The organism is Streptomyces sp. Tu 3180, from assembly GCF_009852415.1.
In the GTDB taxonomy this organism is placed as follows: Bacteria; Actinomycetota; Actinomycetes; order Streptomycetales; family Streptomycetaceae; genus Streptomyces.
Genome location: NZ_WOXS01000002.1, coordinates 6,239,182 through 6,253,801, shown reverse-complemented (window position 1 = coordinate 6,253,801; position 14,620 = coordinate 6,239,182). Strand labels below are relative to the sequence as shown.

Sequence of the window (14,620 nt, the reverse complement as noted above, 5' to 3'; positions counted from 1 at the left end):
GGACAGGACAGCGGTGTCCCCCGGGGGATCTCCCCCCGGGGGACACCGCTCGTGCGCCGGCGGCGGCTCAGGCGCCGGCGGCGGTCTCCTGGCCGAAGACGGCGTGCAGGTGCCGCGTGTGGTCCACGTGGCGTTCCGGGCCGGTCAGGGTGACCGTCGCCGTCAGGCGCGGGTCGGTGCTGGACGCGGCGAGCCTCAGCTCCAGTTCACCCGGCTCCACGACGCGGCGGCCGTCGCGGCCGGTGAAGGAGGCGAGGTCGGCCGGGACCGTGACGCTCACCCTGCGCGCCTCACCGGGGGCCAACGGCACCCGCGTGTAGCCGATGAGCCGCTGCACCGGCTGGACGACGGAGGCGACCGGGTCGTGCAGGTAGAGCTGGACGACCTCGGTGCCGTGCCGGTCACCGGTGTTGCGGACGGTCAGCGCCAGCGAGAACGCGCCGTCGGTGGGCGCCTCCCCGGCGTCCACCACGAGGTCGCTCCAGTCGAACGTGGTGTACGTGAGGCCGTGGCCGAAGCCGAAGGCGGGCGTCGGGTCGATGTTGGACACCTCGCTGGCGTGCGCGAGCCGCGCGCCGAGGTAGGTGCTCGGCTGGCTGCCCGCTCCGCGCGGCACGCTCACCGGCAGCCGGCCCGACGGGGCGGTCCGCCCGCTGAGCACCCCGGCGAGGGCGGCGGTGCCCTCGACGCCGGGGAAGAAGGACTGCACGATCGCGGCGGCCTCCGTCACGGCGCGGCCGAGGGCGTAGGGCCGGCCCGCGAGCAGCACCGTCACCACCGGTGTCCCCGAGTCGAGCAGCGCGTCGAGCAGGTCCTGCTGGGCGCCGGGCAGGGCCAGCGACTCGGCGTCGCAGCCCTCGCCGCTGGTGCCGCGGCCGAACAGCCCGGCGCGGTCGCCCAGGACGGCGACGACGACGTCGGCGTCGCGGGCGGCCCGGACGGCCTCGGGGAGGCCGGAGACGTCGCCGTCGTCGACGCCCGTGCCGCGCACGACCGTGAACTCGGCGTCGGGGAACTCGGCGGCCAGGGTGGCGCGCAGGGTGGGCAGGTCGACGCCGAGCGGGGTGCCGGGGTGGTGGACGCCGACGTGCTGCGGGAAGGAGTAGCAGCCCAGGACGGCCGTGGGCTCGTCGGCGTTGGGGCCGACCAGGGCGACGCGGCGCGGCCGGTGGAGCGGCAGGGTGCCGTCGTTGCTCAGCAGCACGACCGCCTCCTCGGCCACCGCGCGGGCCAGCTCGCGGTTCGCGGGGCCGTCCAGGTCGATCCTGCCGCGCAGGGCGTCCGGGTCGTCCAGGTCGACGCCGTCGAGGGCGGGCGGCACGGGGCTCCACTCCGGGTCGAGCAGCCCGAGCTCCGCCTTCTGGGTGAGCACCCGGCGCAGGGCGCGGTCGATCACCGCCTCCGGCACGCGGCCGGCGGTGACGGCCTCCACGAGGGGCTCCCCGAACGTCTTGACGGTGGGCAGCTCGACGTCGACGCCCGCCCGCAGCGCGGCCCCGGCGGCGTCCGCCCAGTCGGCGGCGATGCCGTGCAGCGTCCTGAGGAAGGCGATGCCGAAGTAGTCGGCGACGACGGTGCCGCCGAAGCCCCAGGTGTCGCGCAGCAGCCCGGTCAGCAGGTCCTCGTCGGCCGCGGCGGGCACGCCGTCGGTGTCGGTGTAGGAGTGCATCACCGACCGGGCGCCGCCCTCGCGGACCGCCATCTCGAAGGGCGGCAGCAGGATGTCGGCGCGCTCGCGCGGGCCCAGCGGGGCGGGCGCGAGGTTGCGCCCGGCGCGGGAGGCCGAGTAGCCGACGAAGTGCTTGAGGGTGGCGACGATCCCGGCTTCCTCCAGGCCGCGCACATAGGCCGTGCCGATGGTGCCGACGAGGTACGGGTCCTCGCCGATGGTCTCCTCGACGCGGCCCCAGCGGGCGTCGCGCACCACGTCCAGGACGGGCGCGAGGCCCTGGTGGACGCCGACGGACCGCATGTCGCGGCCGATGGCGCCGGCCATGCGGTGGATCAGGTCCGGGTCGAAGGTGGCGCCCCAGGACAACGGGACGGGATAGGCGGTGGCGCCCCAGGTGGCGAAGCCGGCCAGGCACTCCTCGTGGGCGACGGCGGGGATGCCGAAGCGGTTGGCCGAGGCGATGCGGGCCTGGGTGCGCAGCAGGGAGAGCGCGCCGAGCGCCGGGTCGACGGGGGCGGTGCCGAAGGGGCGGGTGAGCTGGCCCAGTCCGGTGGGCAGGAGGGCGTCGAGGTCGACGGCCTCCTCCATGTCGTGCTGGTGGGGGGCCACTTCGCCGCCCTCGTCGGACGCGCCGACCCACACGCCGTACAGCTGGGCGATCTTCTCCTGGAGGGTCATCGCGTCGATCAGCGCGGACACCCGGGCGGTGACGGAGTGGGCGGGGTCGTTCCAGAGGGGGACTTCGGGGGTGGTCTCAACGGCCACGTTGGCGGTCACTTTCCTCCGACGCCCATCAGGCCCTGGACCAGGGCGCGACGGGCGAACAGGTAGACGAGCAGGATGGGCACCATGGACAGCACCACGGCTCCCAGCAGACCGGGGATGTCGATGCCGTGTTCGGTCTGGAAGTTGTACAGACCCAGGGTGACCACCTTGGTGGAGTCGGACTGGGTCAGGACGAGCGGGAACAGGAAGCCGTTCCAGGCCTGGAGCGCGGAGAAGACCACGATCGTGGACAGTCCGCCGCGCGACAGCGGCAGCACGAGCTGGAAGAACATGCGCCGTGGGGTGGCTCCGTCCATGGCCATGGCCTCGTACAGCTCCGGGGAGATGTCGCGCATCGCGCCGCTGAGGATCAGCGCCGACATCGGCAGGCAGAACGCGGCCGTGGGCAGGATGACGCCGAGCAGGTTGTCGTACAGCCCGGCCTCGCTGATCAGGTAGAACATCGGCACGATGACGGCCTGGGCCGGGATGGCGAGGCCGAGCAGGAACAGCCGGAAGATCGCCGACGTGGTCCGGCCGCGGCTGCGGACGATCGCGTAGGCGAGCGGCGGGACCAGCAGCAGCACGATGCCGATCACGCAGGCGGTGACGACGAGCGTGTTGAAGAAGTACTGGCCGAAGCCGGAGTCGAAGGCGCCGGTGTAGTTGTCCAGGGTGAAGCTGTCCGGGATCGAGACCGGGCCGTTCTCGGCGTAGTCCTGGCGGGTGCGCAGGGTCGCGGCGAGCATCACGTACAGCGGCAGGCCGACCAGGAAGAGCCAGAAGAGCGAGCCGACGCCGGCCACGTAGTTCGGTCGGCGCCTCATGACACACCCTCCATGGAGCTGCGCATCTTGTCGTAGCCGGAGACCCGGACGACGATCAGCGAGATGATCGTGGACGCGACGACCAGGGCCAGGGCGATGGCGGAGCCGGTGCCGTAGTCGAAGCTCTTGAACGCCTTGTCGTACATGTAGTAGGCGCTGATGGTGGTGTCGGTGCCGGGGCCGCCCTGGGTCAGGATGAGGACGGTCTCGAAGGTGGTCAGACCGCCGACGATCATCAGGATCATCGAGGTGATCATGGAGTTGCGCAGCTGCGGCAGTGTGATGTGGAAGAACTGCCGGTAGCGGCCCGCCCCGTCGATCTCCGCCGCCTGGTACAGCACCTGCGGGATCGCGCGGGCGGCGCCCTGGTAGATCAGGGTGTGGAAGGGGGTGAACTGCCAGGTGCTGACGAACGCCAGCACCCCGATGGCGGTGGCCTGCTCACCGAACAGGTTGCCGTCGCCGAACAGCCAGGTGGCCTCGGCCGGAATGCCGAAGTTCGGGTCGAGCAGGGCCCGCCACAGCACGGAGACGGCCGTCGCGGACAGCAGCAGCGGGATGAAGTAGATGACGGACAGCACGGCCCGGTTGCGCTGGTGACCGGCGGCCCAGACGCCGAGCACGATGCTCAGCGGCGTCTGGATGACCACGCCGAGCACGGTCAGGAGCAGGGTCAGCCAGATGCTCTTGAGCATCACCGGGTCGTCCATCAGGCGCGACCAGTTGTCCGTCCCGACGAACTCGGGCGGGCTGATCCCGTCCCAGCTCATGAAGGACAGCACCGCCACCATGACCAGCGGGACGATCGCGAAGAGGGCGAAGAACACTGCGGCGGGCAGCGCCCAGGCGAAGCCGGGGCGTCCCACCTTCGTTGCGGACGAGGCGGGCGGCCGCCGCCGGGGCCCCTTGCGGGGTCCGGCGGCGGGCGGAGCGCTCGTGGTCTTTGTGGTCATGAGCCGTTCGTCACTCGGTCGGGAGGGCCTGCATGGCCTTGATGAAGCCGTCCGTGTCGAGCTGTCCGTTGAAGAACTGCTGGATGGCCTTGTGCAAGTCCGAGCTCGCCTTCTGCGGGTACGCCTGGTCCCAGGACAGCTGGAACGACGGGGCGTCGGCGACGAGGTCGTACTGGAAGCGCGAGTACTCGGCGTTGCCCGCGGTCTCGATGAACTTGTCGGTGTTGGTCGTGGTCGGCAGGTTGCCGATGTCCAGCTGCGCCTTGACGAAGTCGTCGGAGTACATGAGCTTCAGGAACTCGGCGACGGCCTCGGGGTGCTTGGTCTTCTTCATCACCGAGTAGTAGTTGTTGGTGTTGCCGGCGACGTTCTTCGGGTCGCCCTTGCCGCCCTCGACGGCCGGGAAGGCGGTGTAGCCGAGGTCCTTCTCCGCGAACTCCTCGTGGTCCGTCAGCTGCTGGGAGTAGTACCAGGACCCCATCAGCTCGAAGCCGGCCTTGCCCGAGGCCACCAGCTGGACCGAGCTGCCGTTGGTGTACTTGACGGAGTCGTAGTTCTCGCCGAAGGCGCCGGCGTCGACGAGCTCCCTGATCATGTCCAGGGCCTTCTTGCTGTCCGCGCTCTCCCAGGCGCTCTTGTCGCCCCCGACGGCCTTCGCGAACAGCTCCGGTCCGGCGATGCGGTCGTAGAGGTACTGGAACCACATCTGCGTCGGCCAGACGTCGCCGCCGCCGAGCGCGATCGGGGTGACGCCCGTGTCCTTGAGCTTCCCGACGGCGTCGAGCAGCTCGTTCCAGGTCTTCGGCGGCTTGACGCCCGCCTTGTCGAGGACCGCCTTGTTGTGGAAGAGCAGGACCGGCTGGGTGCCGCGCATCGGGATGCCGTACGGCTTGCCGTCGACCACGGCGTTGTTGAAGACGGACGGCAGGAACTTGTTCTCCAGGTCCGGGTTCTTCTTGATGAGGTCGTCGAGCGGCATCAGCAGGTCGGCCTTGACGAACGGCTTGATGCTGCCGCCACCCCAGTTGAAGAAGATGTCCGGGGCCTGCGGGGTGTTGATGATCGTCTGCAGCTTCTTCTGGTAGTCCGCACCGGGGATGGTGTCGAGGACCACCTTGACGTCGGACGTCTTGTTGAACGTGTCGACGATCTGCTTCTCGACCTTGTTGGTGGCGTCCCCGTAGACCAGGACATGGATCTTGCCGTCGTCCGACGCCCCGCCGTTCCCGTCACCGCAGGCCGAGAGGCTCAGTGCGAGGGCGAGCGTCGCACCGCAGGCGACCAGTCTGGGCAAGCGCGCACGTGTCTTCATCGTTCGCCTTTCGAAAGTTTCGACACCTTTGCCGAAAGTCCATGCTGTCGGACAGTAAAGTCCGACCGGATTTTTGGTCAATGGTCATGCAGCGCACTGACCCAAACCGTTATCGAGCGCATGGCCTATCCTGCTGACATGCACGATGACGACGGGGTGGGCGCACGAGTGACGCTGGCCGAAGTGGCGAAAGAAGCGGGCGTCTCCCTACCGACAGTTTCGAAGGTCCTCAACGGCCGTTCGGATGTCTCCCGTGCCACCCGCGCCAGGATCGAGCAGCTCCTGGAGGCCCACGGCTACCGCCGCCGCAACCCGCGCGCGCCGCGCTCCCCCCTCGTCGAACTCGTCTTCCACGAACTGGACAGCGTCTGGGCGATGGAGATCGTCCGGGGCGCGGAGGACGTGGCCCAGGAGAACCGGGCGACCGTGGTGCTCACCAGGAGCGGCACCCGGCACGCCCCCGCGCCCGACTGGATCGAGGGCGTGCTGCGGCGCAGGCCGCTGGGCGTCGTGCTGGTCTTCTCGTCGCTCCCGGAGGACGTGAAGCGGCAGCTCGGATCGCAGGGCATCCCCTTCGTCATCATCGACCCGGCCGGGGACCCCGACCCCGGCGTGCCGTCCGTGGGCTCCGCCAACTGGGCCGGCGGCCTCGCGGCCACGCGCCACCTCACCGACCACGGACACCGGCGCATCGCGATCATCACCGGGCCCGAGGACATGCTGTGCTCGCTGGCCCGCCTCGACGGGTACCGCTCGGCCATGGCGATGGCGGGCCTGCCGATCGACCCGCGCCTCGTCCGCTTCGGCGACTTCCACGTGCAGGGCGGCTTCGAGCACGCCATGGACCTGCTGGACGGTCCCGACCGGCCGACGGCGGTCTTCGCGGGCAGCGACCTCCAGGCGCTCGGCGTGCTGGAGGCGGCCCGGCTGAGGAACCTGAGGGTGCCGGAGGACCTCTCGGTGGTCGGCTACGACGACGTGCCGCTGGCCCAGTGGGCGAGCCCGCCGCTGACCACGGTCCACCAGCCGCTGCGCCGGATGGCCGAGGAGGCGATCCGCATGCTCCTGAGCCCGGACGACCCCGGCAAGGCGGCCCAGCGCATCGAACTGGCGACACACCTCGTCGCACGGCAGAGCACCGCGCCGTACGGAGGAGGGCCGGGGCGGCGGCCGAGGGAAGAAGTCACGGCGGCCGTCCCGGCGGCGGGCGCCCCCGGGGCGCGGCGGGACCGCCGCGGGGGCGAAGGCGGCTGACTCCCCCAGGGCCCGCCGGCCGGCGTCCCCCGGACCAGGGACCGCCCGGCACCACGCCCCGCCCGGACCGCGGGACGTCGTGCGGGATCACCGCGCATCCGGCCACTCGCTCCCGAACGACCGCGCGGTGCGCCGGGAGGAGTCCGGTGCTCCCGGAAGGCGCCGGCCCGTGCGCTCGCCGTACGGGCCGCCGCCGTCGTGGATCCCGCGCACGGTGCCGCCCGCGGCGCACCGGACGGCGCCCCGCCGGGACCGTGCCGAGGGCGCCCGGGCGGGCCGCCGGAGTGCGCGGCGGCGTCACGGTGGCCGCGGGCTGTTACCGGCCGATTGGCCAACCCCCGGAGCTTGAACACAAATTACACACAACCCCTCTCCAATTCCGGTCCCCATGGTCTAGATTGACCTTGCTTCAGCCGTTGAGCACGAGGCGACCAATAATGATCAATAAGTCCGGCACCGGGAAAAACCAATGGCCACGTCCCCGGCGCCAGACGTGGGGGTGATCAATTCTTGGAGCCCGGGAGGGGCCTTGGGTGCGGGGAGCGCCCGGGGCTGCGACGGGTTCCCGCGCACCTCGAGAGTCCGGCAGGACGTGCGAGTCCGCTGCCGCCGGGATGCGTTGTTCGACCAGCTCTGAAACAGCCGGGATGTCATGCGCGGGGGGCGGGGGCCTCCCGTGGGGAGGAACAGCGCGGCACGGGGGGCGGGGCCTCCCGGGTGGAGAAACGGTGTCAGGGGAACACGTCGAACCACTGGGGACCTGGGGGGTTCTGTGCGTCAAGGGGGATTACTCAGCCCGTTCCCGTCGGCGCGCGGGCGTCTGGCGAACGGGACGATCAGCCGGCCCGCGATCGACTGGGAGCAGCGGTACCGCCGTACCGTGATCACCACCGACACCGTGACCACGGCCTTCGTGGTGGCGGCGATCGGCAACTTCTTCGGGGCCCGGGACGCGGCCAACTGGCACGAGAAATGGGGAATTCTCGCATTCGGCACCTGGCTGCTGGTGCTGGGGACGCTCGCGGTGAGCCGGTCGTGGACTCCGGCCGTACTCGGCCAGGGCGCCGAGGAATTCCGCCGGCTCGGACGCTCGTTGTTCGCGGCGACCGTCGTACTGGCGCTCGGCGGAATCGCCCTCACCTCGCGCAACATCAAACTCTGGATCTTCGTCGCGATCCCCGCGATCGCGCTCGTCACCATGACCGCGCGGTACGTGCTGCGCCTCGGACTGCACAAACAGCGCAAGGAAGGGCGGTGCCTGAGACCGGTGCTCGCCGCCGGGAGCCCGGCCACCGTGCGCGACCTGATCACCCGGACCCGCAAGTTCCCGCACCTCGGCTGGCGGGTGGACGCGGTGTGCACGACGGACGGTCCCACGCCCGGCGGTGACCGGCTGGACGGGGTGCCGGTCGTCGGCCGGCTGTCGGACGTCGCCGATCACGTCCGCCGCGACGGCTACCGCGTCGTCGCGGTCACACCGGACCCGCACTGGTCACCGGACCGGCTGCAGCGGCTGGCCTGGAACCTCGAGGGCAGCGACGCCGAGATGATCGTGGCCCCCGTGCTGATGGAGGTGGCCGGCCCGAGACTGCACATCGACGCGGTGCTCGGGATCCCGCTGCTGCGGGTCAGCATGCCGGCCTTCACCGGGGGCCGCCGGGTGGTCAAAGGGGTCGTCGACCGCCTGGGCGCGGTGATCCTGCTGATGCTGTTCGCACCGCTGATGGTGTTCGTCGGGCTGCTCGTGGCGGTGGACAGCCGGGGCGGGGCGTTCTACCGCCAGCGCAGGGTCGGCAAGGACGGCCGCGAGTTCACCATGCTCAAGTTCCGCACCATGGTCGCCGGGGCCGACCGGGCACGGGCCGAGCTGGCCGACCGCAACGAGGGCGCGGGCCTGCTGTTCAAGCTCCGCCGGGATCCGCGGGTCACCCGGGTGGGAGCGGTGCTGCGCCGGTACTCGATCGACGAGCTCCCGCAGCTGTTCAACGTGCTCACCGGGTCGATGTCGCTCGTCGGTCCGCGGCCCCCGCTGCCGGAGGAGACCGCCGCGTACGGCCCGGACATCCGGCGGCGGCTGCTGGTCAAGCCCGGGCTCACCGGCCTGTGGCAGATCAGCGGGCGCAGCGACCTGTCGTGGGAGGAGACGGTCCGGCTGGACCTGCGGTACGTCGAGGACTGGTCGCTCGCCCTGGACACGGTGATCTTGTGGAAGACGCTGCGCGCGGTGCTCCACGGGCAGGGGGCCTACTGATGTGCGGGGGGCCGCGATCCGGCGGTCCCGCCGGCGCACGGACCGCAGGCCGACGGGGCCTGCCTGGGGGGAGGAACGGGTCATGAGAGTCAGCGTTCTCGGGCTCGGCTACGTGGGCTGCGTGTCGGCCGCGTGCCTGGCCAGCATGGGCCACGAGGTCATCGGGGTGGACGTGAACCAGGTGAAGGTCGACCTGGTCAACGACGGCAGGGCCCCGGTGGTCGAGGAGCGGATCGGCGAGCTCGTCGCCGAGGTCGTGCGGACCGGGGCGTTACGCGCCACCGGCGACGTCCGCGAGGCGATCGCGGGCAGCGAGATGTCGCTGGTCTGCGTGGGCACGCCGTCGGAGCCCAACGGCAGCCTGTGCACCACGTACCTGGAGCGGGTCACCGAGCAGATCGGCGCCGCGCTGGCCGAACGGGGCGGGCGGCACACCGTCGTGTTCCGCAGCACCATGCTCCCGGGCACCTGCCTGAACCTGCTGGTGCCGATCCTGGAGAAGCACGTCGGCGGCACGGCCGGGGTGGACGTCGGGGTCGCGGTCAACCCGGAGTTCCTGCGCGAGGGCACGAGCGTGCGGGACTTCTTCGACCCGCCCAAGACCGTCATCGGCGAGCTCGACCCGGCGAGCGGCGACGCGGTGGCGGCGCTGTACGACGGCCTGCCCGGCGAGGTGTTCCGGGTGCCGGTCCCGACCGCCGAGGCGATCAAGTACGCGGACAACGCGTTCCACGGCCTGAAGATCGGCTTCGCGAACGAGCTGGGCGCGGTGTGCCGGGCGCTCGGGGTGGACTCGCACCAGGTGATGGACGTGTTCCTGGCCGACCGCAAGCTGAACATCAGCCCCGCCTACCTGCGGCCCGGCTTCGCCTTCGGCGGCTCCTGCCTGCCCAAGGACCTGCGCAGCCTGGTCCACGCGGCGCAGCGGGCCGACGTCTCGGTGCCCATCCTCGCCCACGTGCTGCCCTCCAACTCCGACCACCTGCAGCGCGCGGTGGAACTGGTCGAGCGCACCGGCAGGCGCCGGGTGGGCCTGTTCGGGCTGTCCTTCAAACCCGGCACCGACGACCTGCGCGAGAGCCCGCTCGTCGAGCTCGCGGAGAGGCTCTTCGGGAAGGGGTACGACCTGCGGATCCACGACGCCAACGTGAGCCTCTCCCGGCTGATCGGCGCGAACCGCGAGTACATCGAGACCCGGCTGCCGCACCTCGCGCAGCTGCTCGCGGACTCCGTCGACGAGGTGCTCGAGCACGCCGAGGTGTGCCTGGTGGGCACCAGGGACCCGGCCGTGCTGTCGGCGCTGCCCCACGGCGACGACCCGGTGATCATCGATCTCGTCCGCCTTCCCGACGCCGAGGCGCGCCGGGCCGAACCGGGGTACGTGGGCCTTGCTTGGTGACGCATCGTTCAAGGACACGGGCGGCGGCGACCGGCCGGCCCGGCGCGCGCTGGTCCTGGTGGAGAACCTGTCGGTGCCGTTCGACCGGCGGGTGTGGCAGGAGTGCACGACGCTGCGCGACGCGGGCTGGGAGGTGCACGTCATCTGTCCCCGCGGGAGCAAGCGGGACACGGAGCCGGAGGCGGAGATCGACGGGGTGCGGATCCGCCGCTACCCGTTGCGCGCGGCCACCGGAGGGCCGGCCGGCTACCTGCGGGAGTACGGATCGGCGCTGTGGCACACGGTCCGGCTGGCCCGGAAGGTCGGCCCGGTCGACGTGGTCCACGCCTGCAACCCGCCCGACCTGCTGTTCCTGCCGGCCCTGTGGCTGAAGCGGCGCGGCGCGCGGTTCGTCTTCGACCAGCACGACCTGGTGCCCGAGCTGTACCTCTCCCGGTTCGGCCGCGGCGAGGACCTGCTCTACCGCGCCGTGTGCGCGCTGGAACGGCTGACCTACCGGGCCGCGGACGTCGTGCTCGCCACGAACGAGAGCTACCGGGACGTCGCGGTGCGCCGTGGCGGCCGGCGGCCGGAGGACGTCTTCGTGGTGCGCAGCGCGCCCGACATCGACCGGTTCCACCCTGTGCCGCCCGAGCCGGAACTGAAGCGCGGCAAGCCCCATCTGCTGTGCTACCTCGGCGTGATGGGGCCGCAGGACGGCGTCGACTACGCCTTGCGGGCCCTCGCGAAGCTGCGCGACGAGCACGGGCGGACCGACTGGCACGCGGTGTTCGTCGGCGCCGGCGACACCTTCGACGCGATGGTGGAGCTGTCCCGGCGGCTCGGGCTCTCGGAGCAGGTGCAGTTCACCGGGCGCATCCCGGACGCGGACCTGGTGCGCTACCTGTCCACCGCGGACGTGTGCCTCTCCCCCGACCCGCGCAACCCGCTCAACGACGTGTCGACCATGAACAAGGTCCTGGAGTACATGGTGATGGGCCGGCCGGTCGTCTCGTTCGACCTGAAGGAGGCGCGGGTCTCCGCCGGCGACGCCGCCCTCTACGCCTCCGCCGACGACGAGGCCGAGTTCGCCGGGCTCATCGCGCGGCTGCTGGACGATCCGGAGAAGCGGGCCCTGATGGGCAAGATCGGCCAGGAGCGGATCGGCGGGCCGCTCTCCTGGCGGAACTCGCAGGCGTCGCTGCTCGCCGCCTACGCCGCCGCCTGCCGTGACCGCGCTCCGGTGTCGGCGGGCGCCCGGGGCCGGACAGGGAGAAGGCCGCGCCGTTGAGCGATGACACGATACGCCTGGTCACGATCGGGCGGATGATCCGTCGGCGCCGGCGGCTCCTCGCCGTCCTCACCGTGGTGGGCGCGCTCGTCGGCTACGGCGCCTCCGTGCTGTTCCCGCCGCGGTACACGACGTCGGCGTCGGTCCTGCTGCCGGGGGCGTGGGAGGAGCGCGAGCTGCTGACCCAGGCGCAGATCGCGACCAGTTCGGTGGTGGTCGACCGCGCGGCCGCCGAGCTCGGCTGGAGCGGGGTCGACGGCCGCGAGCTGCGGGACCGGGTGAGCGCCGAGGCCGCCGACGGGAACATCATCGAGGTCTCGGGCACGGCCGACACCCCGGAGCGCGCACAGCGGCTCTCCGACCAGGTGGTCCAGCAGTTCGTCACCTTCGCCGCGCGGATCGCGGGCCACGACACCGACTCCGAGGCGGCGGCGCGGCCCGAGGAACTGCGGCAGATGGTGGCGCGGACCAGCCGCCGCATCACCGAGCTGGCCGACGCGGCCGGTCCGGGGCGGACCGTGGAGAGCGTGCAGACCCGCACCGAGCTCGCGAAGCTGCGCACCGCGCTGCAGGAGGCCGTCGCCGAGCTGGACCGGGCCGATCCGGCCGCGGGCAGGGCCGACATGGTCGTCATGGGGCCGGCGGCCCGGCCGGACGGCGAGGCACCGCCGACGAGGACGCAGCTCGTCGGCGGCGGGGCGCTGCTGTTCTTCCTGCTCGCGGTCGTCGGTCATCTCGTCGCCGCGCGGACGAGCCGCCGGCCGCGCACCGAACCGGAGATCGCCGCGGCGCTGGGCTCGAAGCCGCTGGGCACCGTCGACGTGCTCGAGGAACGGCCCGCGCACCGGCCGGGGGACCGCGGCCCGTGGACCCGGGTCCGCCGGCTGCTGGACCTCGACGTCCGGTGGGACCTGCCCGCCCCGCAGGCGTCCGGTGACGAGGCCGGCAGGCGGATCCGCCACCGGCGGGTGTGCGCCCGCCTCCGGGACCGGCTGCCCGCTCCCCGGCGGCTGCTGGTCGTCGTCCCGGACGGCGACCAGACCGCCCGCCGGGCCGCCGGGCAGCTCCTCGCCGAGGCCGGGGGCGATCCGCTGCTGCGGGTGGTGGGGGTCCCGGTGCACCGGCCGGTGGTCCCGGACCGCGGCGACGAGTCCGGCGTCCTGGTCGTGCTCAGCGCGGGCCGCTGGACCGCGGAGGAGCTCTCCGGCCTCGCCGAGGCGTGCGCGGACGCCGGGCACGAGGTCGTCGGCACCGTCCTCGCCGGCCCGGTCCGGGCCCGTGCGACGCGCTCCGCCGGCCGTCCCCGGGACGCCGCCGCGCCGGCGCTCGCGGTGGCCGACGACACGACGGGAGGTGGTGCACGGTGACGACGCCTGTGACGGCGGAGCCGTCGGCCGCCGCTCCGCTGCTGGACCTGCAGGCGCTGGTGGTGGCGGTGCGCAGACGGCGCCGCCTCTGGTGCTCCGCGGCGCTGCTGGGGCTGCTCCTCGGCGCGGCCGTGGCGGTCCTGCTGCCGCCCCCGCCGACCGCGGTGACCAAGGTGCTGGTCGCGCACCAGCAGGACCAGCCGAACGACCCCGGAACGCTGATCCGCACCGACGCCGCGCTGCTGCACACCACCCGGATCGCCGGCGAGGCCCTGCGCTCCCTCGGGTCCCCGGAGAAACCGGAGGACTTCATGGAGGACTACGAGGGGACCGGCCTGACCAACAACCTGCTGCAGATCACGGTGACGGGCGGCAGCGAGGCGGAGGCGGTGGCCCGCGCCGGGGCACTGGCCGACGCGTTCGTCGCGGACCACGTGAGGCGCATACGGGAGGCCGCGGACGCCGAGGCCGAGTCCCTGCTCCGACAGCGTGACCGCATGCGGGACGAACTCGACCGGGTCGACGGGGCGATCGGGGACGGACCGCGGGAGAGCGGGCCGAAGGCGTCGGCGAACCTGGAGTCGCTCTTCGCCCGCCGGGCCGAACTCACCTCGCGGATCAGCGACTTCGGCCGGCGCGCCGAGGAGGCGCGCGTGGGCACGCCCCGGCTCGTCGCCGGCACGCAGATCGTGGACGCCCCGCGCGTGGTGCGGCACTCCCTGCTCAGGACCGCCGCCGCCGACGCCGCGATCGGGCTCGTCCTCGGGCTCGTCCTCGGGCTCGCGGTGGCCGCGGTCACCGCGGTGGTGGCGGACCGCCCCGTGCTGCGCCGGGACATCGCGGCGCACCTCGGCGCCTCGGTCCTCGCGGAGCTGCCGGGCCGGCCGGCCGGGCCGTGGCGGCGCCGCCGGATGCGGGCGGCGCGGGCAGGGCTCACCGCGTCCCTGGCCCGCGCGGTGCGCGGCTCCGCGGAACCGGTGTCGCTGCTGGAACTGGGCTGTGCGCGCGGCACGGGTGCGCTCGCCCTGGATCTCGCCCGCGCGCTGGCGGCCCAGGGGCCCGTGGTCGTCGTCGACGGCCTGCCCGGCCGGCAGCTCGCCGAGCGCCGCCCGAAGCCGGGGGACCCCACCGTGGTCAGCGGCGTGGACGCCGCGGACGTACCGCACCGCGAGCGCCGGCTCGGCGTCGGCTCGGTGGCGCCCGGCACGGCGTGGGGCGACCTCCCGCACCTCGGCGCCCGGACCGTGCTCGTCGTGCGCGCCGGGCACGGCAGCGCCGCATGGCTGCACACCGTGGCGCGGCAGCTCGCGGACCGGCGCGTCGCGGTGATCGGTGTGGTGCTGGTCGACCCCGATCCGCGTGACCGGACCGACGGCACGCTGTGGGACGGGCCGCACACCGCGCCGCGCGGCCGGAGCGGGGGGCCGGCCCGGTGGAACGGCGGGGGTGCCTCCCACGCCGTCCAGGCAGCGGGGGAGGGACGGCGGCGGACGGAACGGCTGCCGATGTCGGGGGCACGGGTCCCGGACAGCGACCAGGAGGCGCGGTAG

General features: G+C 72.8%; 10 protein-coding genes. 6 read left to right on the top strand and 4 right to left on the bottom strand.

Translation table 11 applies throughout. The annotated features are described in order from the left end of the window. Window positions 1–67: 67 nt before the first annotated feature. Genes GL259_RS28960 through GL259_RS28945 form a run of 4 tightly spaced genes read right to left on the bottom strand, consistent with a single transcriptional unit; the run spans window position 68 to window position 5,529 of the window. Window positions 68–2,449, bottom strand: a complete 2,382-nt coding sequence (locus tag GL259_RS28960) for a glycoside hydrolase family 3 N-terminal domain-containing protein (protein WP_159536233.1) — start codon at window positions 2,447–2,449, stop codon at window positions 68–70. After that, on the bottom strand, window positions 2,446–3,264 hold the full coding sequence (locus GL259_RS28955) for a carbohydrate ABC transporter permease (protein WP_159536232.1): 819 nt from the start codon (window positions 3,262–3,264) through the stop codon (window positions 2,446–2,448). The genes GL259_RS28960 and GL259_RS28955 overlap by 4 nt, the downstream gene beginning before the upstream one ends. Next, window positions 3,261–4,217, bottom strand: coding sequence for a sugar ABC transporter permease (locus GL259_RS28950; RefSeq protein ID WP_159536231.1), 957 nt, complete (start codon window positions 4,215–4,217; stop codon window positions 3,261–3,263). The genes GL259_RS28955 and GL259_RS28950 overlap by 4 nt, the downstream gene beginning before the upstream one ends. 10 nt (window positions 4,218–4,227) lie before the next feature. Beyond that, entirely contained in the window at window positions 4,228–5,529 is a 1,302-nt protein-coding gene (locus tag GL259_RS28945; RefSeq protein ID WP_159536230.1) for an extracellular solute-binding protein, read from the bottom strand. A 138-nt stretch (window positions 5,530–5,667) separates the two neighbouring features. On the opposite strand from GL259_RS28945, the gene GL259_RS28940 reads away from it, so the two are divergent. The 6 genes from GL259_RS28940 to GL259_RS28915 all read left to right on the top strand — a co-directional run bounded on the left by GL259_RS28940 (window position 5,668) and on the right by GL259_RS28915 (window position 14,620). After that, the gene (locus GL259_RS28940; RefSeq protein ID WP_166461571.1) at window positions 5,668–6,783 is read left to right on the top strand and encodes a LacI family DNA-binding transcriptional regulator; all 1,116 of its coding nucleotides are present in this window, start codon (window positions 5,668–5,670) and stop codon (window positions 6,781–6,783) included. Between the two features lie 772 nt (window positions 6,784–7,555). Further along, the gene (locus GL259_RS28935; RefSeq protein WP_159536229.1) at window positions 7,556–9,034 is read left to right on the top strand and encodes a sugar transferase; all 1,479 of its coding nucleotides are present in this window, start codon (window positions 7,556–7,558) and stop codon (window positions 9,032–9,034) included. A gap of 82 nt (window positions 9,035–9,116) precedes the next feature. Beyond that, entirely contained in the window at window positions 9,117–10,433 is a 1,317-nt protein-coding gene (locus tag GL259_RS28930) for a nucleotide sugar dehydrogenase (RefSeq protein WP_159536228.1), read from the top strand. After that, entirely contained in the window at window positions 10,423–11,703 is a 1,281-nt protein-coding gene (locus GL259_RS28925) for a glycosyltransferase family 4 protein (protein ID WP_159536227.1), read from the top strand. Before GL259_RS28930 ends, GL259_RS28925 begins: the two co-directional genes overlap by 11 nt. After that, window positions 11,700–13,070 (top strand): Wzz/FepE/Etk N-terminal domain-containing protein, encoded by a 1,371-nt coding sequence (locus GL259_RS28920; protein ID WP_159536226.1) that lies wholly within the window; start codon window positions 11,700–11,702, stop codon window positions 13,068–13,070. Before GL259_RS28925 ends, GL259_RS28920 begins: the two co-directional genes overlap by 4 nt. Next, the gene (locus GL259_RS28915; RefSeq protein WP_159536225.1) at window positions 13,067–14,620 is read left to right on the top strand and encodes a Wzz/FepE/Etk N-terminal domain-containing protein; all 1,554 of its coding nucleotides are present in this window, start codon (window positions 13,067–13,069) and stop codon (window positions 14,618–14,620) included. Before GL259_RS28920 ends, GL259_RS28915 begins: the two co-directional genes overlap by 4 nt.

Bases quoted from the DNA above. Each gene is read 5' to 3' on its own strand.
- GL259_RS28955 (WP_159536232.1), bottom strand. From the start codon at position 3,264: ATGAGGCGCCGACCGAACTACGTGGCCGGCGTCGGCTCGCTCTTCTGG.
- GL259_RS28950 (WP_159536231.1), bottom strand. From the start codon at position 4,217: ATGACCACAAAGACCACGAGCGCTCCGCCCGCCGCCGGACCCCGCAAG.
- GL259_RS28945 (WP_159536230.1), bottom strand. From the start codon at position 5,529: ATGAAGACACGTGCGCGCTTGCCCAGACTGGTCGCCTGCGGTGCGACG.
- GL259_RS28940 (WP_166461571.1), top strand. From the start codon at position 5,668: ATGCACGATGACGACGGGGTGGGCGCACGAGTGACGCTGGCCGAAGTG.
- GL259_RS28930 (WP_159536228.1), top strand. From the start codon at position 9,117: ATGAGAGTCAGCGTTCTCGGGCTCGGCTACGTGGGCTGCGTGTCGGCC.